Source organism: Flavobacterium sp. TMP13 (assembly GCF_050847115.1).
GTDB lineage: Bacteria > Bacteroidota > Bacteroidia > Flavobacteriales > Flavobacteriaceae > Flavobacterium.
In genome coordinates, this window is the sequence record NZ_CP193656.1 from 1,216,239 (window position 1) to 1,230,869 (window position 14,631).

The following is a 14,631-nucleotide window of genomic DNA, read 5'->3' on the forward strand; positions in this document are numbered from 1 at the left end:
AATTTAAAAATTCCTGCAAGGCTTTTAAACTTTGCAGGAATATATTTTTCTTACTGTCCGTATTCTTTCACCGCATCAATAAATGCTTTGGCGTGATCAACTGGAATATGAGGTAAAATTCCGTGACCTAAGTTTACGATGTATTTGTCTTTTCCAAATTCGTCGATCATTTCGTGGACCATTTTTTTGATGGTTGGAATTGGAGAAAGTAATCGTGAAGGATCAAAATTTCCTTGCAAGGTGATTTTTCCACCAGATAAGTAACGTGCATTAGTTGGCGAACAAGTCCAGTCTACACCTAATGCCGAAGCTCTACTTTTACCCATTTCGCCTAGAGCGAACCAACATCCTTTTCCGAAAACAATAACGGGAGCATGATCAGCTAAAGCTTCAACGATTTGGTTGATGTATTTCCATGAAAATTCCTGATAATCAACCGGAGAAAGCATTCCGCCCCAAGAGTCAAAAATCTGAACGGCATCAACACCAGCTTTTACTTTTTCAATTAAATATAAAATAGTGGTATCTGTGATTTTTTGCAATAAGGTATGTGCTGCAGCCGGATTTGAGAAACAAAATCCTTTGGCTTTGTCAAAACTTTTAGAGCCTTGACCTTCGACAGCATAACATAAAATAGTCCATGGAGAACCAGCGAAACCAATCAAAGGCACTTCGTCGTTCAACATTTCTTTGGTCAGTTTAATGGCATCCATTACGTAACCTAAACTTTCTTGAATGTCTGGAACATATACGCGGTGTACATCTTCCATCGAACGAATCGGATTTGGAACAAACGGACCAAAATTTTCTTTCATCAGTACTTCAATACCCATCGCTTGAGGAACTACCAAAATATCCGAGAATAAAATAGCAGCATCAGGAGCAATTCTACGAATCGGTTGAACCGTAATTTCAGAAGCAAGTTCTGGGGTTCTACAGCGTGTAAAAAAGTCGTATTTATCGCGTAAAGCAATAAATTCTGGCAAATATCTTCCGGCTTGACGCATCATCCAAACAGGTGGACGTTGCACAGTTTCTCCTTTTAATGCGCGTAAAAATAAGTCGTTCTTAATCATAATTTATTGTCTTAAATCGTTTTCATTATTTTTTGTTGTTTAAAGAATCTTTAAACATAATTATCTGTACTCTGCAATTACTTCTTCAATCACATCTTCAATTGTAGGTTGCGTAGCCACTATTACATTTTTAGTTATTCCTTCTAGAGCGCTTGAGGTTGTAGTTCCAATGCAAAAACAAGTTTCATTTGTAATCTTATTGTCTTTCAAATAGCTTTCGATTCCAGACGGACTAAAAAATAAAATAGCTTTTACTGGTGTTTTTATTTTTTGAGGAGTCAATGTAGTTTCATAAACTTGAATTTCATTGAATTTGATATTAGCGCCTTTTAATGCTTTTGGCAGGGTCTCTCTTCTTAGACTTCCACTAAAAAAAGTGAAGCTTTCACTATTGTAAATTAAAGTAATTATCTCTGCCAAATCGTCTGCGTAACCGGTGTAAGCGACCACATTATAACCACTTTCAGAAAGCATGATTTTAGTTTTTAAACCTACGCAAAACACATTCTTAGATTTTAGTTCTGCTGATTTTGGATCTAGCAAGAAACTTTGAACTGAGTTTTGGCTCGTAAAAATTAAATTATCATTAATTTCTTTTAATGTAAACGGATTGCTTTGAGTCTTGATAAAATCGACTTCAATAACATTGAAATCAGCATTTACCAAGGCTTCTTTTTGATCGTGTAAAAGTGTTTTTGTGGATAGTATCTGAATCATGTTCTAGCTTCTTTTTTGGTATTCTTCTTGATCTAAACAGTAGGTTTCTATATCTTTATTGTAGCCGTAAACCACTAAAATGTCATCTTGTAAAATAACAGTAGAAGGAACGGGACGGCCAATTGATTCTTTTACGATCGATTTTTTACCTATTAAATTTTTCTTTTCTCTCTTTCGAATAATCGTGATCAAAGTTAAACGATATTTATCGATGGTGTCTAATTCTGCTAATGTTTTACCAAAGAATTCTGGCTTTGCTTTTACTTCGGATATCGTATAATTATCATCCAATTGATAATTTTCTAAAGTAGATTTAAAATTAATTTGCTTGGTCAATCGATCTGCTGATTCTTGTTCAGGATGAACAATACTATGAATTCCCATAGCCTCAAGAACCGTATCGTGAATAGGCGACAAAGCTCTACTGATAATTTTCACATCGCTCAATTTCTTAATAATTGCGGTTGTGATGATTGCGGCACCTTCATTTTCTCCAATAGCAACCACTACTTTATCAGTATCTTTTAGAGGGAGAGCTTCATAAGACAGTTCGTTTGTAGAGTCCATCGCAATGGCATGTGAAATTTTATCTTTTACAAGATTCACTTTCTCGATATTTTTGTCTACACCAATAACTTCATTTCCTGTTTCGGTAAGGCTTATAGCCAATGACATTCCGAAATTTCCTAAACCAAAAACGATTATTTTCATCTAAACAAGTTTAGTTAATTAATATATTTTCCCGCGGATATTCGTAAAACTGATGGTTCAATCTACGCAGTAATCCGACCATTAAATTCAGCATTCCTATACGACCAATAAACATAGTTAGAATGATCACAAACTTACTCGGCTCGGTAAGTGTCGGCGTAAAATTGATACTTGACCCTACAGTACTGTAAGCCGAAAAACACTCGAAAGCTACCGTTAATATTGACGTTCCTTCTGGTTCAAAAATCAGTACACCCATAATAGAAAGACCAATGGTGATTAACGATATGGATAAAATAGCAAAGGCGCGAGAAGTAGAATCTGCTGATATTCTTCGACCAAACAATTGGATTCTACTTTTTCCTCTGGCAACGGCAACAATATTCAATGTCGCTAATGCAAAAGTACTCGTTTTTATTCCACCGGCTGTTGAGGCTGGTGAACCACCAATCCACATTAAAAAAATTATAAAAAGAAGCGATGGAAGGCCCATTTCTGCATAATCGGTTGCACTAAATCCTGCTGTTCTTGGCGAGACTGCATTAAAAGCTGCCGAAGTTATTTTTCCGAAAACGGTATCATGTTGCAATAAAGTATGGTTGTATTCAGAAATATAAAGAAATATCGAACCTCCTACTAATAAAATTAGGGTGGTATAAAGTACAATTCTAGTATTTAAGGTGATAATTCTAACTTTTTTATGAATTATTTTTTTGTCAAAAAGTTCAAACACATACGTTTTCCAATAATGAAAAAAGTTAAAAACAATGTTATGGCCTAAACCACCCAGTATAATCATGAGCATCAGAATCCACTGCAGGTAATAATTAAACTTAACCGTTGTGTTTAAAATACCTCCAGGTAAAGTAGAAAATCCTGCATTACAAAAGGCAGAGATGGAGTGAAATATAGAAAAGTATAATTTATGTTCGATAATTGAATTTTCGATAATTGAAGAATAAATGAATAGCGCTCCAATTAATTCAACTGCTACCGTAAAAACAACCACGTTGAGAGCCGCTCTAAAAACATCTCTTAGCCCTTCATTAGCAATAAAATCTCGTGTATTTAAGCCTTCTTTAAACGAAGAACTTCCTCTGAAGAAAAAAGCAAAAAAGGAGGTAAAAGTTAAAATACCAATTCCGCCGAGTTGAATTAAAACAATAATTATGGATTGTCCGACAATTGTAAAGTCTACTGCCGTATCTACTACCGTTAAACCCGTCACACAAACGGCACTAGTAGCGGTAAAAAGCGCATTGGTAAAAGTGATTGAACCAGTAGTTGCACTTGGAAGCATTAATAAAAACGCTCCAATTAGAACCAAAATCATAAAACTTCCCACAAATACAATAGTGGGATTAAAATAAATGTCATAAATATGACGAACTAAAACCATCAATCGAAGTAAGAAGTAAAAGATTAAACCGCCTTCAATAACGGGTTTAATTTTTTGTAAAGCGTAATAAGAGGGAAGCGAGTAATTAAGAAACCAAATTATAGCAGCTACTATTAAAAGAAAAGACAGAATAATCATGTTGATCAACACGACCCTTTTATTACTTTTAAATGTGTAATTGTAATATTTAAATGAATTAAAAGCCAATAATCCAACTGAAAGTAATATTAATGCAACGACATGAGGTGAGTTATAATTATCCTGAAAATCATACCCAAAATCAAAAACTATAAACAGCAATACGATAATATCGAAAAAGCGATACAAGTAATTAAGTAGGGATTCTTTTTTCATAATGAGATAAAATTACTTTTTTAAATCATTGCGAATGCTTATCATCAAACTAGTTCCACCGTTACTCAAAACTTCTTGAGCCGAATGATAACCCAACTTTTTCCACTCTTCAATGGGAACCGTTTTGTCGATTTCGATTTTTTGTGCTCCATCTAAAGAGAATAGAACGCCTTGAAAATGAATGGTATCTTCGTCTTCATTGTACGTTGCTAAAGCACCAATTGGAGCGGTACAACCGCCTTCTAAAGTTCGTAAAAATTGACGTTCAATATAGGTTAGAATTTCGGTTTCGATATCGTTTAATTGCGATAAAGCATCCAAAACATAATTATCACTTTCCATAGCAACAACAACCATCGCACCTTGAGCCGGGGCGGGAATCATCCAATCGAGATTGATAAAGTTGCCTGGTTTTAGGTTAATTCGTTCTAGACCAGCCGCTGCAAAAACAGCACCGTTCCAGTCGTTATCTTCTAATTTTTGCATTCTTGTATTTACGTTTCCACGCAAATCAACTACGCTATGTTCAGGGTATTTACTGAGCCATTGTGCTTGACGACGCAAACTTCCAGTTGCTACAGTTCCGCTTGCAGTTAAAAAATCAAGATTTCCTTTATGAACCAAAATGTCTAAAGTACTAGCTCGTTCTAGAACAGCAGCTTGTACAATGCCTTTTGGTAATGCAGTTGGCACATCTTTCATAGAGTGCACCGCAATATCAACGCTTCCGTTCAGCATTGCAATGTCTAGTGTTTTGGTAAAAATACCTGTAATGCCTAATTCGTATAAGGGTTTGTCTAAAATAATGTCTCCCGTCGATTTGACAGCGATAATTTCGGTGTCGTAACCCAAGGATTTTAATTTATTTGCAACAGTGTTGGCTTGCCATAATGCTAATTCGCTGTCACGCGTTCCTATACGTATTGTTTTCTTTGTCATTTTTAGGTTTTACAAATGCCGTTGAGCAGTTGGTTTTTATAATAAAACCATTAAGAAATTTAACTTCATTAATGGTTGTTTTAAATTGTATTTGATGGAATAAAATAAGTGCCAGACGAAATTGCTTTCGAAATTTAATATTTAATTACGGCTTCAATTTTAAATACTTTCTCAATCCATTCAATGCTTTCATCTACCGACGTATTTTCGTCTTTCAAATGATTGGCAAATTGAGTTGTTATTTTATGAATCAATCGGTTCGTGATGATCTCGGCTTGTTCTTCGTTGAAACCAGCAATTTTTCTGCTTTGAAAATCTAATTCTGAATTTTTAATTTCGTTCAGTTTGGCCTTCAGTGCATTAATAGTTGGAGCAAATTTTCGGCCTTTAGTCCAAGAATTGAACTCTTCTTTGATTTCTTCAATAATATCTTCAGCAGCAGGGATGTGTCTTTTTCTATTTTCTAATGTTTCATCGGTCATTTGAGACAAATAATCCATGTGAATTAAAGTAACATGATCTAAATCGGTTACGTTTTCGTTCACGTTTTTAGGAATCGATAAATCTAATATCAACAACGGTTTCTTTAAATTTAAGATTGCTTTGTCAATCGTAGGGTTTTGAGCGCCAGTAGCCACTACAACTACGTCTGCTTTTTGCAATTCCAACTGTAAATCGGCATAATCTTTAACTACTAAGTCCAATTTTGCAGCTAATTTTTCAGCTTTATCCTTGGTTCTGTTAATTAAAGTTATTTGTTCGTGTTTGGTATGTTTAACTAAATTTTCGCAGGTATTTCTTCCAATTTTACCAGTTCCAAAAAGCAGAATATTTTTATTAGCAATATCAGGAACATTTCTAGTAATATATTGAACTGCAGCAAAGGAAACAGAAGTGGCTCCGGAGCTAATTTGAGTTTCGTTCTTTATCTTTTTACTCGCTTGTATTACCGAATTAACTAAGCGCTCCATAAAAGTATTGATCAAACCATTGGATTTACTTTGATTGAAGGCATTTTTAATTTGACTGATAATTTCAAAATCGCCCAAAATCTGACTGTCTAGTCCAGTTCCTACTCGAAACATATGACTGATAGCGTCTTGGTTTTTATAAATATAAGCGACTTTTTGAAATTCTTCTACCGTACCGTTGCTGTTTTCACAAAGTAATTTGATGAGTTCGTAAGGGTGGTTCGCAAATCCGTAAATTTCGGTTCTATTACAAGTCGAAGTAACTATTAAAGCTTCAATCCCTTCGGCTTCGGCTTGCATCAGTAGTATGGATTGTGCTTTGGCATCTAAACTAAACTTTCCTCTAATTGTTGCATCTGCTTTTTTGTAGCTGAGGCCTAAAGCGTAAAAAGTGGTGTTTTTGGACATATTGAAATTTTCCATATTATACTTTCCTTAAAAAGTTCAACAAAATTATTACTAAGTATTTTATAAAAACAACGCTAGAGGGGCTTTTTGTATCGCTACGAGATTATTTGTTCCGAAATACTTCTAAAACACTGTTTTTAATAGATTTCGTAGTGATTTCGATAGCTAACAAATCAACTTATATAGATACATTCTAAATAACAAGACTAAAATTGAATACAATTGCAACGTCATTTATATCGCTTGAAGTTCATTTTAATTTAAAGAAGTGTGTAAATCAAAAAACCAATTGCTTGTTTTATAAAAACGCTATCGCTTACTGCAGATAGCGTTTTTAAATAAGCTACATTATTTTTGAATAATTGGTTTTCTTAATGATTCTAAAACTGCCACAATATCAGTGTACAATTCTGTATTTGCTGCTACACCGTTTTTATTGGCAGCTGCACCAACGTAACCTTCAAATTTAGTATAGGCTACTGCATCAATTTTAGTTCCCATACGTGGATTTTGTGCTGGATCGTGTGTAGCGACCATGTTTAAACCAGTATACTTGTTTACAGCATTTGTACCGCCCGTATTAAAAGAAAAGAAATCAGTTAAATTGTCTGATAATTTTGCAATGTTTGTGGCTTGTGTTTGACCCGTTTCTGCTAGTAAAGGTGCAAAATGTTCTTGCAAGTTTCCAGAGGCGTTTGATTGCACATCGGCAACGATCAAACCAATGGTTGAGTTAATGACTTTGCGGAAACTCAATCGGCCAGCTTCGATCATTTGTCCAGCATTATCTGGATCTGCTATCATTTTTGTTCCGCCCAAGCGCTCGTATATGCTCGCTTTTTCTGCAGGAACAATTGGATCATCGTCGTTGTTGCAAGAAGTAAATGCAGCAGCGGATACTAGTAATACACCTAAAGTGATTTTTGAGAAATTTTTCATAATAGAATATTTAAAGATTAATTAAAAAAGTGATTTATTTGTTGAGAAAGTTTGTAGGTAAAACTGTTGGGGTCTATTGGGCAAACTTCTTTGTTGGCTAGGTTATCAGGTAGTATAAAACGTTGAGCATTATAAGAGCCTTTGCTCATGAGTTCAGCATAAACTTGTTTAGAGTCGGTCATTTTATTGTTATGAAAATAAACGACCACATTTCTTTTGATGATAATAGAGTCGGAAGTAATGCCATTAATAGTTCTTAAATCGTGATTGATTTTTTTTGCTTCTACCGAATCGATATCGGATTTAAAATCAATGCGGCTAACTTGTAGATTTGCATTTTCGTATACCGCTGGTTTTGCTGTGGCAATGTGGTAAATTAAAATAGCAACAAATAACACCGCGATTCCGGACACTACTTTAAGTCCAATTTTTAAATTTTTGTTCATTTTCATAATACGTGAGATTTAATTTTTAGCTTTTTTATTTTGTTTCTCGGCGTTACTTTTACAGATCTATTGGCCGATTGCACTTTTATTTACGAGAGCCGGTTCGATCTGGTTTTAAAAATTCGTCAGAATTGTTTTATTTATAATTATTATAAATAATTAACATTTTTTTTTGAGACGCTTTTTAGCAAGAAATACAATGACAATCAAGCATGAGCTAAGTCAGCAGAATGTTAAACGACTAGTAAAAATTTTATAATTTTAGTGTCACTTATGTCTTTAATCGTTAAAATGAAGTAATTTTGAGAACCATAAATGACTCTTTTTCGTTTATGATAAAAGAATTGTTGTTATCTTCATTTTTTAATGATTAATTGTATTGGATAGCGCACAACATTTGGTTTTAGATCAATGCTATTTAAATAAAAAACAAACGACCATGCAGGAAGAAATTAAAATTGATGATGATTTTATTTTAATTCGGTTTCAAAATAATTCAGATCAAGTAATGACTTTTCAACGCCCCGTACAGCTGGGATTGATTCAGTTTCATTTTGGTTTGAAAGGAAATGCCAATTACATTTTCAGTCAAGGCAATTACAACTTACAACTTAAAGAAGAAAAAGTTTTGTTGTTTTACAATACCGAAAAAGAGTTGCCATTGCATGTGGAGGTTGCTCCAAAATCGTGGGTGATTTCTATTTTTGTTTCAATAAAAAAATTCCACGGATTGTTTAGTTCAGACACCGATAATATTCCGTTTTTAAGTCCGCAAAACAAAGAGAAAAAATATTACAATGAAAGCGATAGCAGTCCTTCGATGGCTATTGTGCTCAATCAGATGTTTCATTACAACTTGCATCCTTCGATAAAAAACTTGTATTACAAAGGCAAGGGTTATGAATTGTTGAGTTTATATTTCAACCGCACTGAAGATCCAAACGCAGAACAATGTCCATTTTTGATTGACGAAGACAATGTGATGAAAATTAGAAAAGCCAAAGAAGTGATCATAGCCAATATGGCTGAACCACCAGGATTGCAAGAACTAGCCGATCAAGTTGGTTTGAATTTAAAGAAGCTCAAAATGGGTTTCAAACAAATTTATGGCGACACAGTTTATGGTTTTTTGTTTGATTATAAAATGGATTATGCTAGAAAATTACTAGACAGCGGTTCGTATAATGTAAACGAAGTTGGACTGAAGATTGGCTATAGCACCGGAAGTCATTTTATCGCGGCTTTTAAAAAGAAATTTGCCACTACACCCAAAAAATATTTAATGTCAATAAATGCGAATGTGTAGCGCAAATCAGTAGTAGTTAAAGCAGCATAAGCAAAACATAATATTTATCATACTTAAAACAAGTAGATTAAAATACTTTTGAACAAAATTAAACCCAGTATATGAAAGGCGTATTATTAGTAAATCTTGGTTCACCAGAAAGTCCGACACCAAAGGATGTAAAACCGTATTTAGACGAATTTTTAATGGACAAATACGTCATTGACGTACCGTTTTTATTAAGAGCTTTATTAGTTCGTGGAATTATTTTGCAGGCAAGACCTAAAAAATCTGCTGCAGCGTACGCCAAAATTTGGTGGGACGAAGGTTCGCCATTAATTGTTCTGTCGGAACGTATGCATAAAAAAGTACAACCATTAGTTGAAGTTCCTGTAGTTTTGGCTATGCGTTACGGTACAATGAGTATCGAAAAGGGATTGCAAGAATTGCACGATAAAGGAGTGGACGAAGTAATGCTTTTTCCATTGTATCCGCAATATGCAATGGCATCAACGTTAACTATTTTAGTAAAAGCGGAGGAAATTCGTAAGAAGAAATTCCCCAACATGAAATTTACTGATGTACCAGCGTTTTATAACAAACCTGATTACATTAAAAATTTGGCCGATTCTATTAAAACCGGCTTAGTCGGTTTTGACTACGATCATTTACTGTTTTCGTACCACGGAATTCCAGAGCGTCATATTCGCAAAACAGATGTGACTAAATCGCATTGTAAAATTGACGGTTCTTGTTGCAATACACCTTCAGCGGCCCACGAATTTTGTTACCGCCATCAATGCTATGAGACAACAAAACAAGTGGTGAAATTATTAGGTATTCCAGAGGGAAAATACAGCCAAACTTTTCAATCGCGTTTAGCGGGAGACAAATGGTTGACCCCATACACGGATGTCGAAGTTAACAAAATGCCAGAAAAAGGAATTAAAAATCTAGCGGTGGTAACGCCTGCTTTCGTGGCAGACTGTTTAGAAACGTTAGAAGAAATTGCTATGGAAGCCAGCCATGAATTTAAAGTACATGGTGGTAAAGAATTTTTAGCCATTCCTTGTTTAAATGATAGTGATGATTGGTGCGCAACCGTAAGTAACTGGATAAACGACTGGGCAAAACAATAGCATATGGCAGTAACCTCCGAAGAATTAGGCACACAGACCATAAAAAAATTGCTACTCAAGCAAGCCGTTCCAGCCTCGGTTGGAATCTTGTTTATGTCACTTAATATTTTAATTGATACTATTTTTGTAGGGCAATGGATTGGTTCTTTGGCAATTGCGGCGGTTACTGTGGTTATGCCAATTTCATTTTTAGTATCTTCTCTAGGAATGGCTATTGGAGTAGGTGGAAGCTCGGTGCTCTCGAGAGCTTTGGGTGCTAAAGACCAAGATAAGGCACTGTTTACTTTCGGAAATCAAATTATGATGACGCTGCTGTTGTCGTCTTTTTTCGTTGCAGTAGGATTGTTTTTTGAAGAGGAAATGCTGCGTCTCTTTGGAGCAGAAGGAACTATTATGGCGCCTGCCAAAGAATTTTTTGTTCCTATTTTAATATCAGCGCCATTTTTAGCACTGTGCATGATGGGCAACAGTGTAATTCGTGCCGAAGGGAAAGCGAAATTTGCCATGTTTGCCATGATCGTTCCTGCATTTGCCAACATTATATTTGATATTATTTTTATAAAATACCTCAATTTGGGAATGGCGGGAGCAGCTTATGCAACAGCGATTTCTTATTTTCTTTGTTTCTTATTTGTACTTTGGTTTTTTGTTTACAAAAGCGAGTTGCGACTACAATTGAAACATTTTGGTTTTAGAATTCCAATTGTTTCCGAAATTACCAAACTTAGTTTTGTAACCTTTGCCAGACAAGGTGTGGTGAGTATTTTGGCGATTATTTTAAATCATATTTTGTATAAGCATGGTGGCGAACACTCCATTGCGGTATACGGAATTATAAGTCGAATGTTAATGTTTGCCTTATTTCCTGTTTTAGGAATTACTCAAGGATTTATACCCATTGCAGGATATAATTACGGTGCAGGCAATCACCATCGAGTAAAAGAAACCATTCAAGTTTCTATAAAATATGCAGCTATTTTTGCTACTGTAATTTTTGTTTTTATTCTAACTTTTGCCGAATCCATCGTTGCAATTTTTACTACTGATCCTATAGTGATTGCCGAGACCCCAAATGCGTTGCGTTGGGTTTTTGCGGCATCACCCATTATTGCCGTACAGCTTATCGGAGCGGCTTATTTTCAGGCAGCTGGTTTGGCCAAACAAGCTTTATTTTTGACATTAAGCAAGCAAGGGTTTTTCCTAATTCCTTTAGTGCTGATACTTCCTTATTTTTTTGGTATTTTTGGGGTGTGGATATCATTTCCTATAGCCGACGTTCTATCAACCATAATCACGGCTTATTTTTTAAGAAGAGCAACCAATATCGAATTCAAAAAAGATCCTGATGGAATATTATAATTACCTAAAATCATTGCACCTTATTTTTGTTATCACCTGGTTTGCAGGATTATTTTATATTGTTCGATTGTTCGTATATCAAATTGAAGCGAACGATAAACCCTCTCCAGAAAAAGAAATTTTGCAAGCGCAATACAAAATAATGACTTACCGTTTGTGGTATATTATTACGTGGCCAAGTGCAGTTTTGGCAAGTTTGTTCGCCTTTTGGATGTTGTTTTTTACCGATTTAGGTCAATCATGGCTCAAAATGCCTTGGATGCATGTTAAACTTTTTTTTGTGTTGTTATTATTTTTATATCATGGAAAATGCCATCAAATATTCAAACAACTGCAACGCGATGAGGTTAAATATTCCAACAATTTTATGCGTTTATGGAATGAAGGTGCTACGCTAATACTATTCGCAGTAGTTTTTCTAGTGATTTTAAAAAGTGCTGTAAACTGGATTTTTGGTGTAGTGGGAATATTTTCATTTTCAATACTAATCATGTTGGGTTTCAAGTTTTACAAACGAATTAGAGAGAAAAAAAGTAAGTAGTAAAGGACTATTGCTAATTTTCTTCGTTTCTGCTACTCCTTAATTGCTATTTACTAGTCACCAAATTATGCTAAAAAACTTCAAATTATCGATGCTTTCTTTACGGGTCAGGATTTTCCTTTCGATGATAGTATTGATTATTGTAGCTTCGGTTTTATTAGCTTCTATCTCCATTATTCAGTTTAAAAACGAAGCCAAAGAATACCATCAAGAACGGTTGGAACGCAAGGAAAATGCTGTTAAAGAGCATATAAACTACGTTTTAGCAACTACCACTTATCCTTTAAAAACTACCAATTTAGATTTGATTTTCAAGGATAAAATTCACGAATTAGCCCAAATTCATAACATCGAAATTAATATTTACAGCCTAGAAGGAAAATTACTAAAGTCATCTAAAGAATCTTTTTCGGTGGATGCAGTGGCGCGACCAATTCCTGATTATATTTTAAAACTCGTTCGTTCGTCTATCGAAAAACGTTTTGTAGACATCAAGACTTTTGATGGTGTTAAAAATCGATCGTCTTATAGTTTAATTAAAGACGCAAAGTTTAAACCGCTTGGTATTTTGAACTTACCATATATTGAGGATGACGGCTATTACGATAACGAACTCAATACTTTTTTGATCCGTTTGGGACAAGTGTATTCGTTTATGATGCTGGTCGCTTTTGCATTAGCTTATTTTTTATCCACTTACATTACAAAATCTTTAAAAACAATATCGGATAAATTAAGTGAAACTAACCTGAATCAAAAAAACGAAATAATTGTACTAGAAGCCAGCAGTAAAGAAATCAATTTCTTGATCAAATCGTACAACAGCATGGTCGAAAAATTAGAAAAAAGTGCCATAAAATTAGCGCAGAGCGAAAGAGAAGGAGCGTGGCGCGAAATGGCGAAACAGGTGGCGCACGAAATTAAAAATCCACTGACGCCGCTGCGTTTAACGGTACAAAGTTTCCAGCGCAAATTCGATCCAAACGATGCGGAAGTGCGACAAAAAATGAATGACTACTCGGAAACCCTTATTCAGCAAATTGATACAATGACAGCAGTGGCTTCGGCATTTTCTAACTTTGCATCAATGCCAGCACAGCAAAATGAAACGTTGAATGTAGTTGAAGTAGTCGAGCTCTCTTTGGATATTTTTAATGAAGAATTTTTAGTTTTTGAAAGTGAAGAAGAAGAGATTATCTCAAAAATGGATCGTACGCAACTCATTCGAATCATTACGAACTTAGTAAAAAATGCGACGCAAGCCATTCCAGACGAGCAGGAAGATAAATCGATTTTGGTTACGGTAAAACGAAAGTTAGATTCGGTTGAAATTGCAGTTAAAGATAATGGAATCGGTATTGAGCTCAACGATATTGACCGTGTTTTTGAACCAAAATTTACCACAAAAACGAGCGGAATGGGCTTGGGACTTGGAATTATTCGGAATATTATCGAAAATTATAAAGGAACAATTACCTTTGAAACAACGTATGGAGAAGGAACTACTTTTATAGTGACTTTACCGATTACAAACACTTAAAATATTGGTTATGAATTACGAAAATCTTTTAATTACAGTTGAAAATAGAATAGGTACAATTACAATCAATAGACCTACAAAACTCAATGCTTTAAATAAAACAACCATCTTAGATTTGCATCATGCAATTAAAGATCTAGGAAAAAATAAGGAGGTTCGTGTAATTATTTTAACAGGCAGCGGTGAAAAAGCATTTGTGGCGGGTGCCGATATTTCGGAGTTTTCAAATTATACGATTGCAGAAGGAACTGATTTAGCAGCAGAAGGACAAAGCAAATTGTTTGATTACATTGAAAATCTAAAAAAGCCGGTTATCGCAGCAATTAATGGTTTTGCTTTAGGTGGCGGTTTAGAGTTGGCCATGGCATGTCATTTTAGAATAGCTTCGGATAATGCCAAGATGGGATTACCCGAGACTTCTCTAGGATTAATTCCGGGCTACGGAGGAACGCAACGTTTGCCTCAATTAGTAGGTAAAGGTCGTGCGATGGAAATGATTATGACTGCGGGAATGATAACTGCAGAAGAAGCTTTGTCTTATGGCTTAGTGAATCGCGTCGTGCCTCAAGTAGAACTATTGCCAGTTTGTGCTGATATTGCTCAAAAGATCATTAAAAATGCTCCTATCGCGATTGCAAAAGCAATTAAGTCGGTTAATGCTAATTATGAAGATGGCAAAAATGGATTTGAGGTAGAAATTAAATCGTTTGGAAAATGTTTTGGAACAGTTGATTTTACCGAAGGTACCACTGCTTTTTTAGAAAAAAGAAAAGCGGAATTTACTGGGAAATAATTTGTTCTAGATAA

14 protein-coding genes are annotated in these 14,631 nt (G+C 34.9%); 6 read left to right on the plus strand and 8 right to left on the minus strand.

Annotated elements, in window-relative coordinates:
• Positions 1-50: 50 nt before the first annotated feature.
• The 8 genes from hemE to ACRASX_RS05305 form a co-directional block, all read right to left on the minus strand.
• Positions 51-1,076, minus strand: a complete 1,026-nt coding sequence (gene hemE / locus ACRASX_RS05270) for a uroporphyrinogen decarboxylase (RefSeq protein ID WP_066312294.1) — start codon at positions 1,074-1,076, stop codon at positions 51-53.
• A 60-nt stretch (positions 1,077-1,136) separates the two neighbouring features.
• On the minus strand, positions 1,137-1,793 hold the full coding sequence (locus tag ACRASX_RS05275) for a uroporphyrinogen-III synthase (protein ID WP_432222666.1): 657 nt from the start codon (positions 1,791-1,793) through the stop codon (positions 1,137-1,139).
• 3 nt (positions 1,794-1,796) lie between these two features.
• Positions 1,797-2,504, minus strand: coding sequence for a potassium channel family protein (locus tag ACRASX_RS05280; RefSeq protein ID WP_066312298.1), 708 nt, complete (start codon positions 2,502-2,504; stop codon positions 1,797-1,799).
• A gap of 10 nt (positions 2,505-2,514) precedes the next feature.
• Positions 2,515-4,257: a TrkH family potassium uptake protein gene (locus ACRASX_RS05285; protein WP_432222667.1), complete on the minus strand. Its 1,743-nt coding sequence runs from the start codon at positions 4,255-4,257 to the stop codon at positions 2,515-2,517.
• 12 nt (positions 4,258-4,269) lie between these two features.
• Complete coding sequence (gene hemC, locus ACRASX_RS05290) at positions 4,270-5,196, minus strand: hydroxymethylbilane synthase (RefSeq protein ID WP_432222668.1); 927 nt, start codon at positions 5,194-5,196, stop codon at positions 4,270-4,272.
• A 134-nt stretch (positions 5,197-5,330) separates the two neighbouring features.
• A complete protein-coding gene (gene hemA / locus ACRASX_RS05295) occupies positions 5,331-6,590 on the minus strand; it encodes a glutamyl-tRNA reductase (RefSeq protein WP_432222669.1) in 1,260 nt (419 codons plus the stop codon).
• A 333-nt stretch (positions 6,591-6,923) separates the two neighbouring features.
• Positions 6,924-7,514 carry a hypothetical protein gene (locus tag ACRASX_RS05300; RefSeq protein WP_432222670.1) on the minus strand — a complete coding sequence of 197 codons (591 nt, stop codon included), beginning with the start codon at positions 7,512-7,514 and terminating at the stop codon, positions 6,924-6,926.
• 17 nt (positions 7,515-7,531) lie between these two features.
• Entirely contained in the window at positions 7,532-7,966 is a 435-nt protein-coding gene (locus ACRASX_RS05305) for a hypothetical protein (protein WP_066312308.1), read from the minus strand.
• A gap of 433 nt (positions 7,967-8,399) precedes the next feature.
• On the opposite strand from ACRASX_RS05305, the gene ACRASX_RS05310 reads away from it, so the two are divergent.
• The 6 genes from ACRASX_RS05310 (at position 8,400) to ACRASX_RS05335 (ending at position 14,617) form a co-directional block, all read left to right on the plus strand.
• On the plus strand, positions 8,400-9,266 hold the full coding sequence (locus ACRASX_RS05310; RefSeq protein WP_432223069.1) for a helix-turn-helix domain-containing protein: 867 nt from the start codon (positions 8,400-8,402) through the stop codon (positions 9,264-9,266).
• A gap of 101 nt (positions 9,267-9,367) precedes the next feature.
• Positions 9,368-10,384 carry a ferrochelatase gene (gene hemH, locus ACRASX_RS05315; RefSeq protein ID WP_066312314.1) on the plus strand — a complete coding sequence of 339 codons (1,017 nt, stop codon included), beginning with the start codon at positions 9,368-9,370 and terminating at the stop codon, positions 10,382-10,384.
• A gap of 3 nt (positions 10,385-10,387) precedes the next feature.
• The gene (locus ACRASX_RS05320) at positions 10,388-11,743 is read left to right on the plus strand and encodes an MATE family efflux transporter (protein WP_066312318.1); all 1,356 of its coding nucleotides are present in this window, start codon (positions 10,388-10,390) and stop codon (positions 11,741-11,743) included.
• A complete protein-coding gene (locus ACRASX_RS05325) occupies positions 11,730-12,284 on the plus strand; it encodes a CopD family protein (RefSeq protein WP_432222671.1) in 555 nt (184 codons plus the stop codon). The genes ACRASX_RS05320 and ACRASX_RS05325 overlap by 14 nt, the downstream gene beginning before the upstream one ends.
• A 67-nt stretch (positions 12,285-12,351) precedes the next feature.
• Positions 12,352-13,824: a sensor histidine kinase gene (locus ACRASX_RS05330; RefSeq protein WP_066312323.1), complete on the plus strand. Its 1,473-nt coding sequence runs from the start codon at positions 12,352-12,354 to the stop codon at positions 13,822-13,824.
• A 10-nt stretch (positions 13,825-13,834) separates the two neighbouring features.
• Positions 13,835-14,617, plus strand: a complete 783-nt coding sequence (locus ACRASX_RS05335) for an enoyl-CoA hydratase/isomerase family protein (RefSeq protein WP_432222672.1) — start codon at positions 13,835-13,837, stop codon at positions 14,615-14,617.
• Positions 14,618-14,631: the final 14 nt, after the last annotated feature.

Bases quoted from the DNA above. Each gene is read 5' to 3' on its own strand.
- hemE (WP_066312294.1), bottom strand. From the start codon at position 1,076: ATGATTAAGAACGACTTATTTTTACGCGCATTAAAAGGAGAAACTGTG.
- ACRASX_RS05275 (WP_432222666.1), bottom strand. From the start codon at position 1,793: ATGATTCAGATACTATCCACAAAAACACTTTTACACGATCAAAAAGAA.
- ACRASX_RS05280 (WP_066312298.1), bottom strand. From the start codon at position 2,504: ATGAAAATAATCGTTTTTGGTTTAGGAAATTTCGGAATGTCATTGGCT.
- ACRASX_RS05285 (WP_432222667.1), bottom strand. From the start codon at position 4,257: ATGAAAAAAGAATCCCTACTTAATTACTTGTATCGCTTTTTCGATATT.
- hemC (WP_432222668.1), bottom strand. From the start codon at position 5,196: ATGACAAAGAAAACAATACGTATAGGAACGCGTGACAGCGAATTAGCA.
- hemA (WP_432222669.1), bottom strand. From the start codon at position 6,590: ATGGAAAATTTCAATATGTCCAAAAACACCACTTTTTACGCTTTAGGC.
- ACRASX_RS05300 (WP_432222670.1), bottom strand. From the start codon at position 7,514: ATGAAAAATTTCTCAAAAATCACTTTAGGTGTATTACTAGTATCCGCT.
- ACRASX_RS05305 (WP_066312308.1), bottom strand. From the start codon at position 7,966: ATGAAAATGAACAAAAATTTAAAAATTGGACTTAAAGTAGTGTCCGGA.
- ACRASX_RS05310 (WP_432223069.1), top strand. From the start codon at position 8,400: ATGCAGGAAGAAATTAAAATTGATGATGATTTTATTTTAATTCGGTTT.
- hemH (WP_066312314.1), top strand. From the start codon at position 9,368: ATGAAAGGCGTATTATTAGTAAATCTTGGTTCACCAGAAAGTCCGACA.
- ACRASX_RS05320 (WP_066312318.1), top strand. From the start codon at position 10,388: ATGGCAGTAACCTCCGAAGAATTAGGCACACAGACCATAAAAAAATTG.
- ACRASX_RS05325 (WP_432222671.1), top strand. From the start codon at position 11,730: ATGGAATATTATAATTACCTAAAATCATTGCACCTTATTTTTGTTATC.
- ACRASX_RS05330 (WP_066312323.1), top strand. From the start codon at position 12,352: ATGCTAAAAAACTTCAAATTATCGATGCTTTCTTTACGGGTCAGGATT.
- ACRASX_RS05335 (WP_432222672.1), top strand. From the start codon at position 13,835: ATGAATTACGAAAATCTTTTAATTACAGTTGAAAATAGAATAGGTACA.